This window comes from Nonomuraea sp. KM90, from assembly GCF_052246675.1.
Taxonomy (GTDB): Bacteria; Actinomycetota; Actinomycetes; order Streptosporangiales; family Streptosporangiaceae; genus Nonomuraea.
In genome coordinates, this window is record NZ_JBQQCB010000190.1 from 1 (window position 1) to 14,843 (window position 14,843).

Sequence of the window (14,843 nt, forward strand, 5' to 3'; positions counted from 1 at the left end):
GGTTCGGGGGCCTGCCTCTGCACCTAACCTGTGCCCTCGGACTGCCCAGCACTGGCCCCGGCCAGGCCGAACATCGACGAACGTCAGGTGCTGATGGCCATCTGCGAGCACCATCCCGAGCTGTTCGCCGAACGGCCCGGCCTGCTAATCGTCGTCGACCAGCGCTACGTCGCCGCTGCGCCGGGCCTACCGCATTACCCCGCCCCGGCGAGCATCTGCTCAAGCCGATCCGCCAGCTCATCGAGCCCGTCCACGACACCCTCGAAGGCCAGCTCGACCTCGATCTGCACGGTGCTCGCATCGCCCGGCGCGTCCTGGCCCTGACCGCCGCCATCTGGCGCAACCGCCACACCGGCCAGCCCATCACCCGATCACTGATCCCCTACGACCACTAACCCGACTTAGGAGTACCCATCTCTAGCGCTCCCGCGTCGGGGGCAGGACCGGTGGCGTGGATTGTCCGCAAGGTCGCCGCCGATCGCGTTGGTTCATCGGTCTGAGGACCGGCGCCGCGGTTGTGAGGATCGATGTCATCGAGCTGAATGGTCATCGGGCCATGTGTGAGCACGTGGTAGTGCCGATCCTGTGCACGGGCACCCGGCTCGCAGCATTTGTCCCACGCGGCCTCGCGTACGGGGCTGTAGGGCCCCTCTCAGCGAGGTAGGCCGGTCCCTAGTGCCTGTGCCCAGGATAGCGCCGTTCGGCGCTTAGGCGCGTTTGCGCAGTTCAGATGCTGTTACTAGTGGGTAGGTTGGGGTGGGCGGGCGAATTTCACGATAGGTGCTCCCGGCAAGTCCATAAAGTCGCCTCACCTGCCCTCCAGTCGGGCCTGATCAAGCTTTGCGGGGGCCTGCATTTTCACACGGGTACGAGCTTAACGACCGCAGGACGGATGTTAAAAGTGGCGCTGACCTGCGGCTTCACAATTTCACTTGCAACAACACACACTACAACACAGACCGATTACAACAAGGCGCGTCCGGTGGCGTGGACCCTCGGACTGCCTACTGCACTCGTGGCAACATGGCGAGGAGCGAGCCTGAACAGTAGCGCTCATGCAAAGGCGAACTACCGCAACAACTTCCCACCGACCAACAGCGAGCAAGCTCGCCCTCATCAACTGCATCGCAGCCTCACCTCCGGATTGCCTAACTTCCGCGCTGCCTTTCCAGTACCAGAACGCAGAAATCCAGGCGCAGCCGTTCCCTTCGATACGGTGGCGAAGGCGAACCTCCCATGTCATTCCACGTTTGGTGGACATCCGCGCGCGTCCTCCCCCATCGATCAGTCGCTATTGCTAAGATCGGCTGCGTGATATCGCTGAGAACATCCGGGAGTCTCCTGTGACATCTACCGCGCAACCGACCGCTGCGAGCGCCGAAGCCGAACCAGCCCCCGAGACGATCTCCGAAGTAGAACAAATCGTTTCCACGTGGATGACTCGTGACATCACGACGATGAAGAACGTGGTGAGCGTGATGATGCGTAAGGGAGGAGCGGGGAAGAGCACCCTGACACTCCTGCTCACCGACGCTCTTGTACGCATGGGACTCAACGTCCTTGTCATCGACATGGACCCGCAAGGCAATGCCGGCACCGGACTCGGGCGAAAGGTCCTGATGCGCGCCGTCGAAGCACGCATCGGCAAGACCACACTTGAGGAACCCGACGTCCTCACCGTCATCGAGGTCATCCAGTCAGGTGAGGACGGGGTCGCCGACGAAGCGGTACTGGTGATCGACACGCCCGGCTGGCAGTACCCGATGGACCTGCCCTTCCATCGGGGTGGCCCGCTCTCCGCTGGCAAGATCGGCAAAGTCGGGCTTATCCCCAGCTACTCCGCGCTGGAGGATCTACCCGCCACTTGGAAGCCCACCGACTTCGAACGTCTGGCCCATACCTTGCTTCTTCCGGCCGAGCGTGGCGGCATCGCGCCGAGTCACCGCTGGGACGTCGTGCTCATCGACACTGCCATCGCTCGGGCCTTGGGCGTTCAGTCGGCGAAGGCCGCGTTCTATGCGCTGTTCGTGACGAACGCCGAAAAGTTCGGCGTCGACGCGATTCCGGAGACGATGCGCCTCGTCGAGGACGTGCGCGATCACTACTACCACGACGGTATCGATGTGATGGGACTCGTCTGGAACGCCTACTCCCCTAATCAAATCACTGCACGCGCTCTTACCATGGATGCCGCTCAGGCGCATACGGCCAAGCAGAAGCACTGGGATGCTCCGATCTGGCCGTTCGAGATTCCCAAGGCGACTGTTGTCAGCGACTCGCACGACATGGCGGCTCCCGTCTCAGCGTTCCTCGGCACCTCTGATAAGCGCAAACCTGCCGCCAAGGTGTGCCAGGTGGCGGAAGCGATCGCGCTGCGACTCCTCGACACGATCGGCCATCCCCTGGCGGGCGAGCTGCGCGAGGCCTGGGTGCAGGCATGGCCGGAGAACGAACGTACCAACGTGATGACCAAGGGTGTGGCGTAAGTGGCAGCGGGCAGCAGGAGAGGCCGGTTGCAGCGGCAGCCGGTGACAGGCTTCGGGCATCTGCAACCTCCTCAGCAGGCAGAGGAAAAGCCGCAGGAATCCGCGGTAGGGGTTGTGGATCCCCCAGCGAACGCGTCCGGAGAGGAGATGGCGCGGCAGGAGGGGCAGCGGAGCTCGCCGCCCGCGCCGGCGGATCCTCAGCCGAAGACGGTGCAGGAGGCACCATCGTCTGAATCCGCCGAGGCTGCCGAACCCTCGCCGTCGCCCGCAGCATCCGCCGCCGCTGCGGCCGTGCAGGACCACGAGGAACGGCAGGTTCAGACACCTGAGCCGGAGTCCGGCGCCGACGCCGCCAGCACCCCCACGCAGGCTGATCCGGTCAGGCAGGCGGGCAGCACGCGCACAGTGCTGGGCCAAGACAGACCTGTTCGAAGAGAGTCACCGGACGAGAGCATCACCGGCACGGTAGCGACGCGGAAGCGTCGTTCGTCGGCCGTGGGTTCTTCCTCGGGCTACTTCCAGCCGCGGCCCGCTGAACTTCCCGCTCCGATCAAGGAGAAGCTCGCGTCGCTGCCGCCCAACTATCTGAGCCTTTACCAGAGTTTCAGCGACGCTGCCAATCCAGCGGTGGGCAGCGCCGGCCGGAATGTGCGCCTCAACGCCAGCCTTGCGTCCCGGCTGATCAAGCAGGCCGTGGCAGACAAGAGACGACTCACCGCCGGGACCCGGCGACCCGGTCTATCCCCCAGTCACTACATTGATGCCGCTCTGCGGCAGGCACGTGATCAACCTCTTGCTGTGCTCGTCCAGATGGGACAGAGCTTCAAGGTACGGACGTCACATGAAGAGCTGCCGAAACCCAACACCTACACACTCACGTCGGATGTGGGCGCGTGGATCGACGATCTCAAGGATGAGCTGACGCTGGTCGTTGCGTACAGGGGCATGCTCGGGCATGTCCTCAACGCCTGCGTTGAAGCATTTCTGGACGGTCTGGAGGATGAAGCCGCAAGGTCGGCGTGACCAGGGGGCTTGCCCGCAACGGATCCCGGCTTTCCACAACGATCCAGCGGGGACCCGGACGCGAGGGACGTCGATGCGCTCTCGGAGAAGGGCGGCGTATCGCCCGCGATCCGGAGGCTGACATGCACAAGTGCACAAGGTGCCTTACAGCAACACACACTGGCCTGCAGAGTGAAACACGGCGGCGAAGCGAACCAACCCCCGCGCTGAGCCGCCAGCAGGAACGGCATGATCACCGGTGACAGGGCTACCAGAATCAGTTCCCCGGAGTGAAACGATCGTCCTCATCGGTGCCGAGCAGGCCAGCGGCCGCGGCTATGCCGGAGGGTCCTGGCATGAGCGGGCCGTTCGGCGAGCTGTCGGGCGGGGCCCGGGCCCGTGTCCATGGCGAGGTTCCACAGACTGTGCCGCAGGCGGATGGGGCGTGCCGGGGACTGGCTCAACCTGGGCGGCAGCGGGCGCGATGTGCCGGGAAGCTCGTGTCCGGATTGCTGAGCGGCACCGACGCCGTGCCGTGCACGCGTCCGGCGAGCCGCACGGCTCCCGCTTCGCGGAAAGGTCGGCCGGTTCGCCGCGTCAGGCCCGCTTCCGCCCGCTCATCGAGTTGTCCCACGCCGAGACCTTCGACGTGGGGCGCCGCGGCTGCTTCTGGCGGATTGGTACGCCGACGGTGACACGCGGGACCGACGTTCGTGCTCCAGGCAGGGACTTCGGCCGGTGCCTGGGAGCGGCCGGCCCGGGCGCTGGATCGCCCCAGGCATGGACTGCGATACCGGCGAGAATCAGGGCGGCCTCGCATGCGGTCGCCTTCAGGCACGCCGGAACGCTAGGCCCTCGCCCTGGTTGACGACCAAGCCCAGCTCGTTTGGCAGGCGGAGGCACCGGGAGATCACCCCGCGATCCGCACGCTGGGTTCCGGCAGCTGCTGACCTGTCCTCGCGGCCGCGGCCCGCATGGTCGCCGCGGTGCGTGGACAGGTGGCCAGGAGCAGGGCTCGTGCACGCTCGGCCGGCCCATCCGGGCCATCGGCGTAGACACGAGCCGCTCGGGGCGCAGGATCCTCCAGGCGCTCCCTGCGGTGCTGCGTGCGAGGGACTTCGCGCTGATCACGCTGCGCTGGCTCGGGGATCTCGGTGGAGGGCGGCTGGCCTGACCCTGGCCCTTCACGCCGCTGCTGGTTCACCTGTGCGCCGATCGCTTCACAGGCCAGGCATGGATGTCCGGACGGTAGCAGGTGATCTTCGCATTCGGGGTGTGGGCAGAAGTAGCCGCGCTTGACGACGGTGAGGGCCACGGCGACCGCACGGTGTGGCACGACGCCGTACCACGCTGTCAGCCGCCGGCGGACGCGCGCGATCATCTGCTCCACCGTGCGTCCCTGGCTCATTTCCCGCTCCACGGCCGCCACCACGCGTTCACGGTCCTGTTCGCTCATGCGCAGCTGCCAGGCGAGGGGGAGCGCGGTCATGACGCTGACAGCTCCCCGCGGTCGTAGCTCTCGGGGGCTGTCGTTCGTGTCGTTGTTGATCTGCCTCTCGCGCGGCAGCGCGGGCGCTGCGTCGTCGCTACGGTGCTGTACAGCGCCTACGGCGAGAGGTGAACAATCATGCTTCTCAAGTCTCGTTTCATGGTCGCGCTTCTGTGCAGGCTCAGCTTCCGAGATCGTTTCGCCCGAATATCCATGATCGTTTAGGCTGGGTTTCCGAGATCGTTCCGCCAGCGGCTCGTGCTCCGGCCGGTCGACCGGCTCCACAGATGGCTCCCCGCCAGAGCGTGTGGTTGCGTCTACGACGTGCAGCGGAGCATCATGCGTGCAGTAGGCGATCAAGCGGCCGGCACGGTGACTGGAGATCCACCCATCCTGCTCGAGCGTGGCCAGCAAGGACCGCAGCGTCCGGTCGGTCACCTCCAGATCCGCAGCCAACTCGGCCTGGCTGCGGACCGTGCCGACAGCCTCATCGCGGCGTAGGCGGCAGTAGAGCTCCAAGAGTGCTGATCGGTTCCGGCGAGGTGTCCACAGGCCTTCGACGCTGCGGCAGCCGACACCGGCCGCCGCACGGTAGCTGATGCGGGCCCAGGCGGTGTCCTGCGGAAACGGTGCGAGGTAGCGGCGGGTGGTCCGGGTGCTGGTGTCGGTGGTGATCCATGAGCCAGCCGCGTTCAAGGCGTCGTAGATGGTTGAGGCATGCACGCCGAGCCGGTGGGCCAGGAAGGCAATGCTTGCGGTGCAGCCAGCCCGTCGCTGTGACAGAGCAGCGATCTGGGCCACCACGGGCCAGGCAGCGCCATGTGGCAAATCGAGCGGGATTTTCACCGTGCCGTCAGGGAGTTCGTCGAGCGGCCGGCAAACGGCGGGGGAGGAGCCGGTCATGCCGCCTCCCGGCCGTGTTCGTGCCTCGACCCAGGGTTGGTCAGATCGACAACGGTGATGGCGCCCTCGAGCGTCCTTGTCGCTCGCGTGCTTGATCTCGTTTTTGGGCGCGTTGAACTGAGCGCATGGCTCATGGGTTTGCTCCGATGCGTTTTCGGGTGCACCAAACACAGGTGCTGGCGCTTCGCTGGGAGCGGGTGGCCGGCACCTTGGGGTGCGTTATGGGGTTAGGCGGGCCCGGGTATATCGCCTCCGGGCGGCGGCTGACCTAGGCCAAGGGCGCCTCCGGGATCACCTGCAGCGGGTGCGCCAGTCGCGGTAGGGCGATGGCGAGCTTGGACGACCACGCGGCCTTGGGGCACGGTTGCGCGTGCGGCATGGTCGGAACCGCCTGGCGTATGGGTGCCCAGCGGTGACAGAGGTGTTGGAGGTAAGTCGGCACGTCAAACCTGGCGAGGTGAGGCTCCATCGGCACGGTGACCCGGTTTCGCTGGGCCGAGCCGATGGGGAAGGCACAGGCGATCTGTGCGATGTCAGCCGTGTGATCGCGTGGTCGCACGGTGACGTGACCGCTCCAGAGAGTGTCTGGTTTATGACGCGCACAAGCGGTAAAGATCATGATGGGCGGCGACACGCCGAACACGCCAATTGCGTGCACGACTTGGCCGACCCGGGGATCCTCGTCTATCTTGGACTCCGAGACGTTTGGACACCGGCCAGGCACGCGAAAGCCGAAGCCGACACGAGCCGGGCCGGATGTCTGTTTGTAGAGAGAGCTCTCGCGCAAGGTTTTCCAGGCCAGTTAGCGCGGGGGCTCTCTGCATTTGTGCAGGTGCGCCGGAGTGGGCGCGGCTTACGTGGGTGTCTGAATGCCTCCTCTTGCCGGGGCGCCGGCGGGCTTAGGCCGCGGTCTGTTGGGGATGTTCGAGCTCGTAGCGATCCAGCAGGGTCTGCTGTTCGGGACCAGATTTGGCTGCGCTCGGGAACGGGATATCGACACCGCCGTCCAACACGATGTCCACCAGTGAATGAGCTGCCTCGGGGTCGAGCGTGGGAGCATCGCGCATGGTGCTCTCTCGATCGTCTCCTGGCGCCGCAGGATGCAAGGCGCTCATCAAGGCCACAAGGTAGGCAGTCCTCTGGGAGTAGCCGAGGCTCTCGTACGCGGACTTGATGCGACTCTTGACCCCCACTGGGGTACGGATGGCGAAGACGTGCCTGTTGCTGGACGTCCACTCTGGTGTCATGTGCAGCAACGACGGAATCAGCGATCGTATCGATTCGGCGAACTCCGGCTGCTGCCGGTGATCCGGATGCAGGCCGCTGATGAGGTCGTTGAGGTAGACGCCAGGCCTCTTGTAGCCGTGGCGTGCCGCAGCAGCCTCGATGCGTTCCTTCAACTCCAACGGCACCGCAACCGTCGACGCGTCCCTCTCGCCCTTGTAGAGCTGTGCCATCGCTACCGCCTCCCATCACTGATGATCGAGACCGTAGCGTACCCACAAACAGTTTGCGAGGAGCCGCGCGGAGAACTTGTTGAATGCCACGCCATCCGGCTGGACCGGCGCTGCGCCAGACGGCCCTTCCCTTCCCTGGATCCCGCGTGGCGCCCAGGTTGTGGCGCCCTGGAGGGCGCGGACGTTCCTGGCTGATGCCGATGAGCGCCGGAGCGCCCCGGCGTGTCGCGTGGCCACCAGCGTCGGGGCTGGCCGTTGATGACGGACGCCTGCTTGCTCGTGCGTTCCTGCGTGTCAGCGTCTTGTGATCATGCCGCAACGGTCGCCGGCCCGCCGCGGCCGTGTCGTGCGCTCTCCAGGAGAAAGGCGATTCGCCTCGGCAGGGTGGGGGCCGGCGCGGATGGTGAGTCGGGCAGGGCGTCGGCGCCTGTCCCGCGAGCAAGCCACCTGGCGACTCATGATCGAGATAGTCGGCTGGCGACGGTTCGGGGGAGCGGGTCGGAAGCGTCGCCAGGTCGCCGCCATGTCGATCCGGTTTGAGGTGGCTGGACACGGAAGGCGAGGCGGCGCCATCGGTGTGCTGGCTCGCGGCTCGCCTCTGGGACGGGCCGCCCGGCGAGCTCGGATCACCTACGAATAACGAAATGGTCACAACCCGTCCCTGTCAAGATATTTGACTCCATGCGGTAATCGAACCTGTTTACACTCTCCCCGCATCCATGACAATGACCTTGACTCTTTGTCAGGATTGGATTCCACAGCATGTTAGGCCCTTTTGGCCTACTTGTCCGCATGGGCCGTGAGGGAGGAGCGGTGAACCTTGTTCGACGCGTTTTTGCTGGTCAGCAGGCTGAGCGATCAGAGCTAGGGCCAGCGGTCGCAACGGTCCACTCACTCGCCGCGCCGCTATCCACCTGGAGATTCCACCTCATCGTGCATCCTCCGCACGGCTGCGCCGGAGGTCCTCACCACACCATGGCTGCTGTCATCGCGGCATTCGGGGCCGGTGCCACGACCAGCGCGCACCAGGCAGCGACCCACCGACCCGCTGGTGGGCAAGGCCCCGCGCCGGGCCGGGCCAGGAAGGTGGCCCGGCATCGTCTCGACCATGGCGTGCTGGTGACCGGACGAGTTGCTCAGGGCGTGGCCGCGGCGTTGCTGCTGCCCGCTGTGTTCCTGCTGGTGATGCAGGACCTGCCGGGCGCGCGCCGCCGCAGGGTGTGGATGCGGTGGGTCTGCTGGTGTGGCCTGGACTCGGGGGCGGCCTTGACCGGAACAGGCCCGCTGGTCGGCAGCCTTGGCTGGCGGTCTGTGTACCTGCCGACAGCTGTCGGGGCGGTCAGCCTCTGGGCCGTCTTGACAGCTTTGACACGGGTGTCGCCTGCGCGGCGCCGGACGGGGGCATGCTCAAACGACGTGGTCAGCCTGCTCCCGGGGAGCTCGCTCGTCGTGGCAGGTGTCGTCGCCAGTGAAGCAAGCCGATGGGGCTGGAGCCGGGCGCGCACGGCGGCGGGCGGAGTGGTGGCTCTGGGATGTGCCGTTGCCGGCCTGGCGCTGCGGGCCCGCGCAGCGCGGGATTCGGCGGCGCCGGGGGAGGGGCACCCGGGATGGAGCGGGCTGTCCTCGTGCGTGCACGGCGGGATAGGGCCCGATTTTTGTCGGGCCGGATCCTTCCCTGGTGCGTCCAGGGGGCCTGGAGGTCATCCAGCGGGGATGGCTGCTGCCGGTGCCGGTGAGTCTGACGGTGGCGGTGCCGTGCACGGAGGTGTGCAGCCGGCGGCACGGCTCGACGGCGGGGCTGGTCGGCAGCGGGCTCGCCGCTCTGGCCGCGTGCCTGCTGCTGGTGATGATTGCCCGCACCCATCAGCCGGTGGGGGGTGGGCGGGCAGCGGCCCTGTTCGGCGCAGGTCTGGTAACGATGCCCACCCGTACCGCAGAGGTCGGATCACATCGATCTGGGCCCGACGGGCAGGCGGGTGCAGAAGCGGCGCTGGCCAGCGCCCGCCGGCTCGCGGGGATGGCCGGTGTCACCGGCGCTGCCTCCTGCCTGGATCACCCCCTGCTGGAGGAGCGTCCGCGCCATTCCGGAGTGCTGTGCGGCGCAGTGAGGCTGCTCTCGTTGCGAGCCACACCGCCCTGGTGGTCCGGCCCTGTCGGCGATCCACGCCGCAGGCCACCGCCGCGCCCGCGCGCCCGCGCCCTGCGCCACAGTCGTCGCGCCGCTCACCGCCGAGGACGAGGCCGCCGCCCTGCGCCAGCTTCTGGTTGCCGTCTGCCAGGACGTTGCCCGCATGCATGACGACGTCAGGGCCGCCCTTGCCCGGATACAGGCCACAGCCCAGGAGCCCGTCGAGCACGACCCGGCGCCCCAGCCGCCGACCACACCAGGATGATCACTTCCGAGGAGCCAACCGTGCCGTCCCCGCCCCACCCCGATACCCTCACCACGCCCCATGGATGCCGCTGCGCTCCCCGCCGACGCGACCGGGCACGGGCTCGATGCGCTCCGTGGGAGTGGCTCTGGGCGGGCGGTGCGGGTGTTCCTCACGGGCGCCCGGGCGTGCTGGCCCGCGGCGCCGGGCCACGGGCGGCCCATGCACGACACCCTGCACCGGGAACCGAGTCGACCTGCCGGCCTCCCCGGACATCGCACCTGAGCGTGCGCGGCCGGCCAAGGCGATCCTCCCACCGTCGTGGGCGGGGGTGACAGGGATGAGCCCGGATCTGGCCCAAGTCGTCGCCCGGATCAGTGCCCGCGTGGCCCCAGAATCGACTCATCGCGTGACCATGCTCGTTGACGGCGTCCGCGTTGATCTGGCCATCGGCGCCGATGCGCGACGGCGTTGGATCAGTACGCATCGAGTGCTGCGCGAACTTCTGCTGGTCGGCTGGCACGTGCGCGCCCGCCCGGACCACTTGCTGGTCGGCGGCTGGAGCGCGGTGAACCTGGCGCACCGGGTGCAAACCCTGGGCGCCGGCGTGCAGGCGATGCGGCAGGTCAGCTTCGCTGTCGAGGCGGTGCTGGCCGCCGTTGAGCGGCACCATCGTGCTCGCCTGGAGGCCAGCACGGCAGAGGTGCTCACGGGGGCCGGCGCGGAGGTGACGGCCTGGTACCAGCGCTGGCCGGTCAGGCTGGCTGAGCTGGAGGAGGCCGACCGCGAGGCGGACCGACCGCTCATCCACCGCCTGCTGAGGCGATCGCAGGAACTGGAACGACACCTGCTGCCGCTGTGCGCGCGCCAGACCGCGGTCGTGCACGATGCGGTCGCCGCGCTCGGCGATCTCCTGCTCAGCGCGGGACGCGCCGCCGACGCCCGCGCTCAGCTGCTCCAGCGGGTGGGCGAGCGCTTCGCTGAGGGCGGGTGCCCACCCTCCAGCCAGTCGTCCAGCGCTCCGTCACGAGGCGGGTCGTGATGGCCTGGCTGTGGCTGGCGTTGGCGATCGCCATCGAGATCGGCGCCAGCACGGCCTTGCGCACCGCCGCGCACCACCCCGCGGGATCGTCTGCGCTGCTGACGGTGCTGGCCCTGGCGGGCGTGGTGCTCTCCTACACCCTCATGGCCGCCGCGCTGCGCCAGCACATGGAGGTCGGTGTCGCGTACGCGATCTGGTCCGGGGTGGGCACCGCGGCCATCGCGGTGATCGGCATCGTCGTCTTCGGTGAATCGGCCGGCGCGATCAAGACCGCGGCGATCGTTCTCATCGTCGCCGGCGTCGCCATGCTGCAGCTGGCGCCCTCAGCTCGCACCACCACCACAGCCCGGACACCGATGCTCCCCTCGCGGCCAGCGGTGGTGGTGGTGCGACCCTCCTCGGCGCCGTCGCTCACCGAGGCCCTGACGCAGTTGACCACCGCGCTGTCCCGGCTGCAGCCAGCTGTCCGGGCTGTAGCTTCGGCCAGGCGCCAGCCCTACGCCGGCGCACCGTCGGCGCTCTTCCCCGACCGGAAACAGGCCATCGCCGCCACCGCCGCCCAGCACCGTCCCTGGCCTGCCGCGAGCCTCCGGCCACGGACGGCTGCGGCCGCCGGGGCCCGCCGCAGCCCCCCACCGCCATCGACGTCCGCCCTCCGCGACAGCGCGCTTCCAGCAGCGGCGGCCCGCCGCACCTGACGGCGTCCGCTGCCGCCCGCGCCTACCTTCCCCGACCGCAGCACCGACAACAGCACCGACAGGAACCCCATGAGCCCTCACCCCCCTGACACCCAGCGCCACACCGGGCGCCGCGGACCGCGCGGCGTGCGTCTGCCCGCTGCCTACGACAGCGCGTGGCTGCCCCGCCTGACCACCCCCCAGCGCGGCACCTCCCACCGCGGCGACACCGCCACCCTGCTGGGCGCCCTGTGGCGCAACCCGCGCCAGATCGGCACGATCGCGCCGAGCGCACGCGCGCTGGCTCACGTGGCGGCCGACGTCGTGCCCACCACGGGCGCGCCCATCGTGGTGGAGCTCGGCGCCGGTAGCGGTGCGATCACCGACGTGATCGCCGCGCGCCTGCCGCCCGATGGCCGCTTACTGGCCGTGGAGATCAACCACGATCTGGTCCGGCACCTGAGCCGTAGCCGTCCCTGGCTGCAGGTCCTGGCCGGAGATGCCGCGGGGCTGACGCATCTGCTGCGTGACGCGGAGGTCGACCGGGTCGATGCCATTGTCAGCGCCCTGCCCTGGACGCTGCTGCCTGCCGGCCACCGGCGGCGCATTCTGGCCGAGATCGGCGACGTGCTGGCCCCCGACGGGATCATCAGCACGATCGCCACCCTGACCGCCTGGCCCACCCGCTCCTGCCGGGTCTTTCGCCGGCAGCTGGGAAGCGTCTTCGGCGACATCCAGATCCGTGGCCCGATCTGGGCGGCCGTGCCGCCGGCCGTCGTGCTGAACTGCCGGAAGCCGCTCCATGGCTGATCACGACACCCGCACATCCGCCTGGCCGCGCTCCTTCCGCCACCGGCGGGTTCACTCCCTGCCCGGCCTGGCCGACTTGGCCCGCATCGCGCTGCGCGGCGGTTGGACGCGCCGCGACCTGTCCGAGGCGCACCTGCTGGCCGTCCAACGCGTCCACTTGCTCCCCGTCGGGCCTGGCGAGGTCGCCTTGACCTGGCTGGGTCATGCGTCCTGGCTGGTGCGCACCGCCACGCACGCGATCCTCATCGACCCGGTGTTGTCGCCGACGATCCCCGGCGTCCGGCCCCGGCTCACCCCGCCCGGCCTGGAGATCGACGAGCTGCCCACTACTGACGCCGTACTGATCAGCCACGACCACGTTGATCACTTGGATTGGCCTACGGTGACCTGCTTGGACCGCCGCACGACCGTGATCGTCCCGGCCAAGCTGGGCCGGGGCTTCCGCCGTCGTGGCTTCCGCCAGGTGCGGGAGCTGGATTGGTGGCAGCACACGGTGCTCGACGGTCTGACCCTCACCTGCCTGCCCGCCGCTCACTGGTCCGGCCGCACTCCGTGGGGCCTGTGGCGCACCCTGTGGGCGAGTTGGCTTCTCACCACCGGGGCCGGCCAGCACATCTATCATGCGGGCGACACCGCCTCCGCCGCTCACTTCGCCGCGATCGGTGCTCGCTATCCGGGGATCGACGTGGCGCTCCTGCCGGTCGGCGGGTACGGGCCGCGCTTCTTTCAGCGCACCGCGCATGTCGATCCGGTCGAGGCGGTGCGCGCGTGCGCGGATCTGGGGGCCACGCGGATGGCCTTGATGCACTGGGCCACGTTCGTCCTGTCGGATGAACCCCTGCTGGAACCACGCACGCTCAGCATCCGGGAATGGCGACGGGCCGGCCGCCCGGCGGGGGACCTGTGGGCGATGGCCGTCGGAGAGACCCGCACGCTCAGCGCCGCCTCCACCAGGGCCCTCACTCCGGCTGCCACCCAGGTGCCCGTCCGCGGACCGGCGCACGCACCCGGCAGCGCGTCCCTTCAGCCGCACGCCACCCCGAGTAACAGCGGGGCGCGCCTCGCCTGGCCTGGTCAGGAGGTGGCGTCATGATCGACGGGTTCTCGCGCGCCGCTGTGCGCCTGCGTCTTGGCGGCGCCCCGCATCTGCCGCTCCAGGATCTGGCCGATGAGCTGCGCTCCTTGACCGGGCGAGACGTGCAGTCCGCGCCCGCCGCAACGGTGCCGGTCGAATCGGTGCCAGGCCCGGGAACGACGACGGCGGCCGATGGCAGGCGGCCGGCCGCGATCGTGAGGGTGCTGCGCGCCCAAGTGCTGGCAGGGGAGATCGATTGCGCGGCGCACGCCTACCCGGATCTGCCCAGCCTCCCGGACTCCCGTCTGGTGGTCGCGGCCACCCCGACCCGTGATGATCCCCGCGACGTACTGATCGCCGACCTGCCCTTCGCCGACCTTCCGCGCGGGACCCTCGTGGGCACAACCTGGGTCCGGCGGCTGGCCATGCTGCACCGCCTGCGACCCGACCTCGGCTATCACCTGAGGGACGGAGAGGCCCAGGCGTGCCTGGACATGCTCGCCGGTGGCCGCCTGGCGGCGGTCGTGTGTGCTCGCTCCGACCTCACCTACCGCCAGGCGCAGACCGGCCACATCTTCGGGCCCGGGCACCTGCTGCCCGATCCCGGGCAGGGGGCATTGGCGTTGGAATGCCTGGCGGAGCGCTACGAGGTCATCGACACCGTGCGCATCCTGCACGATCGGCGGACCTGGAACGCGGTCACCGCCGAACGCGCGCTGCTGTCGGCCCTGGATCCCGGCGACCGGTTCGTGATGGGCGGCTACGCCGCTGATGACGGCCACCTGGTCAGCTTGACCGCTGCGGTGCTGTCGGCCGACGGCAAGCACCTGGCCCGCACCTTAGGCACGTGCGCTTCAGCCGCCGACGCGGCCGCCGACCTGGGGCAGTTGCTGGGAGCCGACCTGCACCTCACCGCCGACTCCTGGTCCGCGCCCGCAGCCCATCTCGCCACGGATACGGCGTGATGTCGGTGCTGCCGAAAGCCCAGGCCGGCCGGCCCGCCGTGCAGAGCGCGGCTGGTGGCGCACGCCCCGCGCCGCCGCCAGCCCGTCCCTCGCCGGCCCGTGCGTCTGCGCCGCGTCGGCCCGGCCACGCGTGGGTGCTTCTCGTGGCGATCTGCGCGATCGCCAATGGCCTGGTGATGGCCGACATCGTCGCCGCGAGCGTGTGCATCAGCGCGATGCCGGCGGCCGCGCCGCACGAGGCCATCGCGCCGGACGCGCTGGCCCGCCAGCTGGGGCTGGCCGGGTGGACGTGGGTGGCCACCGGCTTCCTGATCTTCTTTGCGGCGCTGCTGAGCGTGGGCGGGCATCTGGCCGCCCGGCTGGGCCCCCGCCTGGTCCTCGGCGCCGGGCTGGTGATCTTCGCGTCGTCGACGGCGGCGATGATGGCGGCCCCCGCCTGGCTGATGTTGCTGGCCGCCCGCGCCGGGCAGGCCGGCGGCGCCGCTCTGATCATTCCCGCCTCACTGGGATTGATCACCGCGCACATACCCCCGCACCGCCAGCGGGTGGCGATTGGCTGGTGGAG

General features: G+C 68.9%; 10 protein-coding genes and 1 pseudogene. 9 read left to right on the plus strand and 2 right to left on the minus strand.

Going from position 1 to position 14,843, the window contains the following annotated elements:
* The 3 genes and pseudogenes from ACTWPW_RS59330 to ACTWPW_RS59340 form a co-directional block, all read left to right on the plus strand.
* Positions 1–395: pseudogene (locus ACTWPW_RS59330) on the plus strand (IS982 family transposase); the annotation flags it as partial.
* A 948-nt stretch (positions 396–1,343) separates the two neighbouring features.
* Complete coding sequence (locus ACTWPW_RS59335) at positions 1,344–2,486, plus strand: ParA family protein (protein WP_443174267.1); 1,143 nt, start codon at positions 1,344–1,346, stop codon at positions 2,484–2,486.
* Positions 2,487–2,513: 27 nt separating this feature from the next.
* A complete protein-coding gene (locus tag ACTWPW_RS59340; RefSeq protein WP_443174268.1) occupies positions 2,514–3,509 on the plus strand; it encodes a hypothetical protein in 996 nt (331 codons plus the stop codon).
* Between the two features lie 889 nt (positions 3,510–4,398).
* Here ACTWPW_RS59340 and ACTWPW_RS59345 read toward each other — a convergent pair.
* Together ACTWPW_RS59345 and ACTWPW_RS59350 are read right to left on the minus strand one after the other, a co-directional pair.
* Entirely contained in the window at positions 4,399–5,880 is a 1,482-nt protein-coding gene (locus tag ACTWPW_RS59345) for a hypothetical protein (protein WP_443174269.1), read from the minus strand.
* An 899-nt stretch (positions 5,881–6,779) separates the two neighbouring features.
* Positions 6,780–7,337 carry a hypothetical protein gene (locus ACTWPW_RS59350; RefSeq protein ID WP_443174270.1) on the minus strand — a complete coding sequence of 186 codons (558 nt, stop codon included), beginning with the start codon at positions 7,335–7,337 and terminating at the stop codon, positions 6,780–6,782.
* A gap of 2,712 nt (positions 7,338–10,049) precedes the next feature.
* Between ACTWPW_RS59350 and ACTWPW_RS59355 the strand changes: the two genes are divergently transcribed.
* From ACTWPW_RS59355 to ACTWPW_RS59380, 6 genes are all read left to right on the plus strand, one after another.
* Positions 10,050–10,751: a hypothetical protein gene (locus tag ACTWPW_RS59355; protein WP_443174271.1), complete on the plus strand. Its 702-nt coding sequence runs from the start codon at positions 10,050–10,052 to the stop codon at positions 10,749–10,751.
* Entirely contained in the window at positions 10,751–11,449 is a 699-nt protein-coding gene (locus tag ACTWPW_RS59360; protein WP_443174276.1) for a DMT family transporter, read from the plus strand. Before ACTWPW_RS59355 ends, ACTWPW_RS59360 begins: the two co-directional genes overlap by 1 nt.
* A gap of 126 nt (positions 11,450–11,575) precedes the next feature.
* Positions 11,576–12,238, plus strand: a complete 663-nt coding sequence (locus ACTWPW_RS59365; protein ID WP_443174272.1) for a class I SAM-dependent methyltransferase — start codon at positions 11,576–11,578, stop codon at positions 12,236–12,238.
* Positions 12,231–13,331: an MBL fold metallo-hydrolase gene (locus ACTWPW_RS59370; RefSeq protein WP_443174273.1), complete on the plus strand. Its 1,101-nt coding sequence runs from the start codon at positions 12,231–12,233 to the stop codon at positions 13,329–13,331. Before ACTWPW_RS59365 ends, ACTWPW_RS59370 begins: the two co-directional genes overlap by 8 nt.
* Positions 13,328–14,278, plus strand: a complete 951-nt coding sequence (locus ACTWPW_RS59375) for a hydroxymethylbilane synthase (protein ID WP_443174274.1) — start codon at positions 13,328–13,330, stop codon at positions 14,276–14,278. The genes ACTWPW_RS59370 and ACTWPW_RS59375 overlap by 4 nt, the downstream gene beginning before the upstream one ends.
* The coding region (locus ACTWPW_RS59380; protein ID WP_443174275.1) for an MFS transporter at positions 14,278–14,843 on the plus strand (566 nt) is incomplete at its 3' end. The genes ACTWPW_RS59375 and ACTWPW_RS59380, both read left to right, overlap by 1 nt.

Coding starts and splice junctions, on each gene's coding strand:
- ACTWPW_RS59345 (WP_443174269.1), bottom strand. CDS start 5,880: ATGACCGGCTCCTCCCCCGCCGTTTGCCGGCCGCTCGACGAACTCCCT.
- ACTWPW_RS59350 (WP_443174270.1), bottom strand. CDS start 7,337: ATGGCACAGCTCTACAAGGGCGAGAGGGACGCGTCGACGGTTGCGGTG.
- ACTWPW_RS59355 (WP_443174271.1), top strand. CDS start 10,050: ATGAGCCCGGATCTGGCCCAAGTCGTCGCCCGGATCAGTGCCCGCGTG.
- ACTWPW_RS59360 (WP_443174276.1), top strand. CDS start 10,751: ATGGCCTGGCTGTGGCTGGCGTTGGCGATCGCCATCGAGATCGGCGCC.
- ACTWPW_RS59370 (WP_443174273.1), top strand. CDS start 12,231: ATGGCTGATCACGACACCCGCACATCCGCCTGGCCGCGCTCCTTCCGC.
- ACTWPW_RS59375 (WP_443174274.1), top strand. CDS start 13,328: ATGATCGACGGGTTCTCGCGCGCCGCTGTGCGCCTGCGTCTTGGCGGC.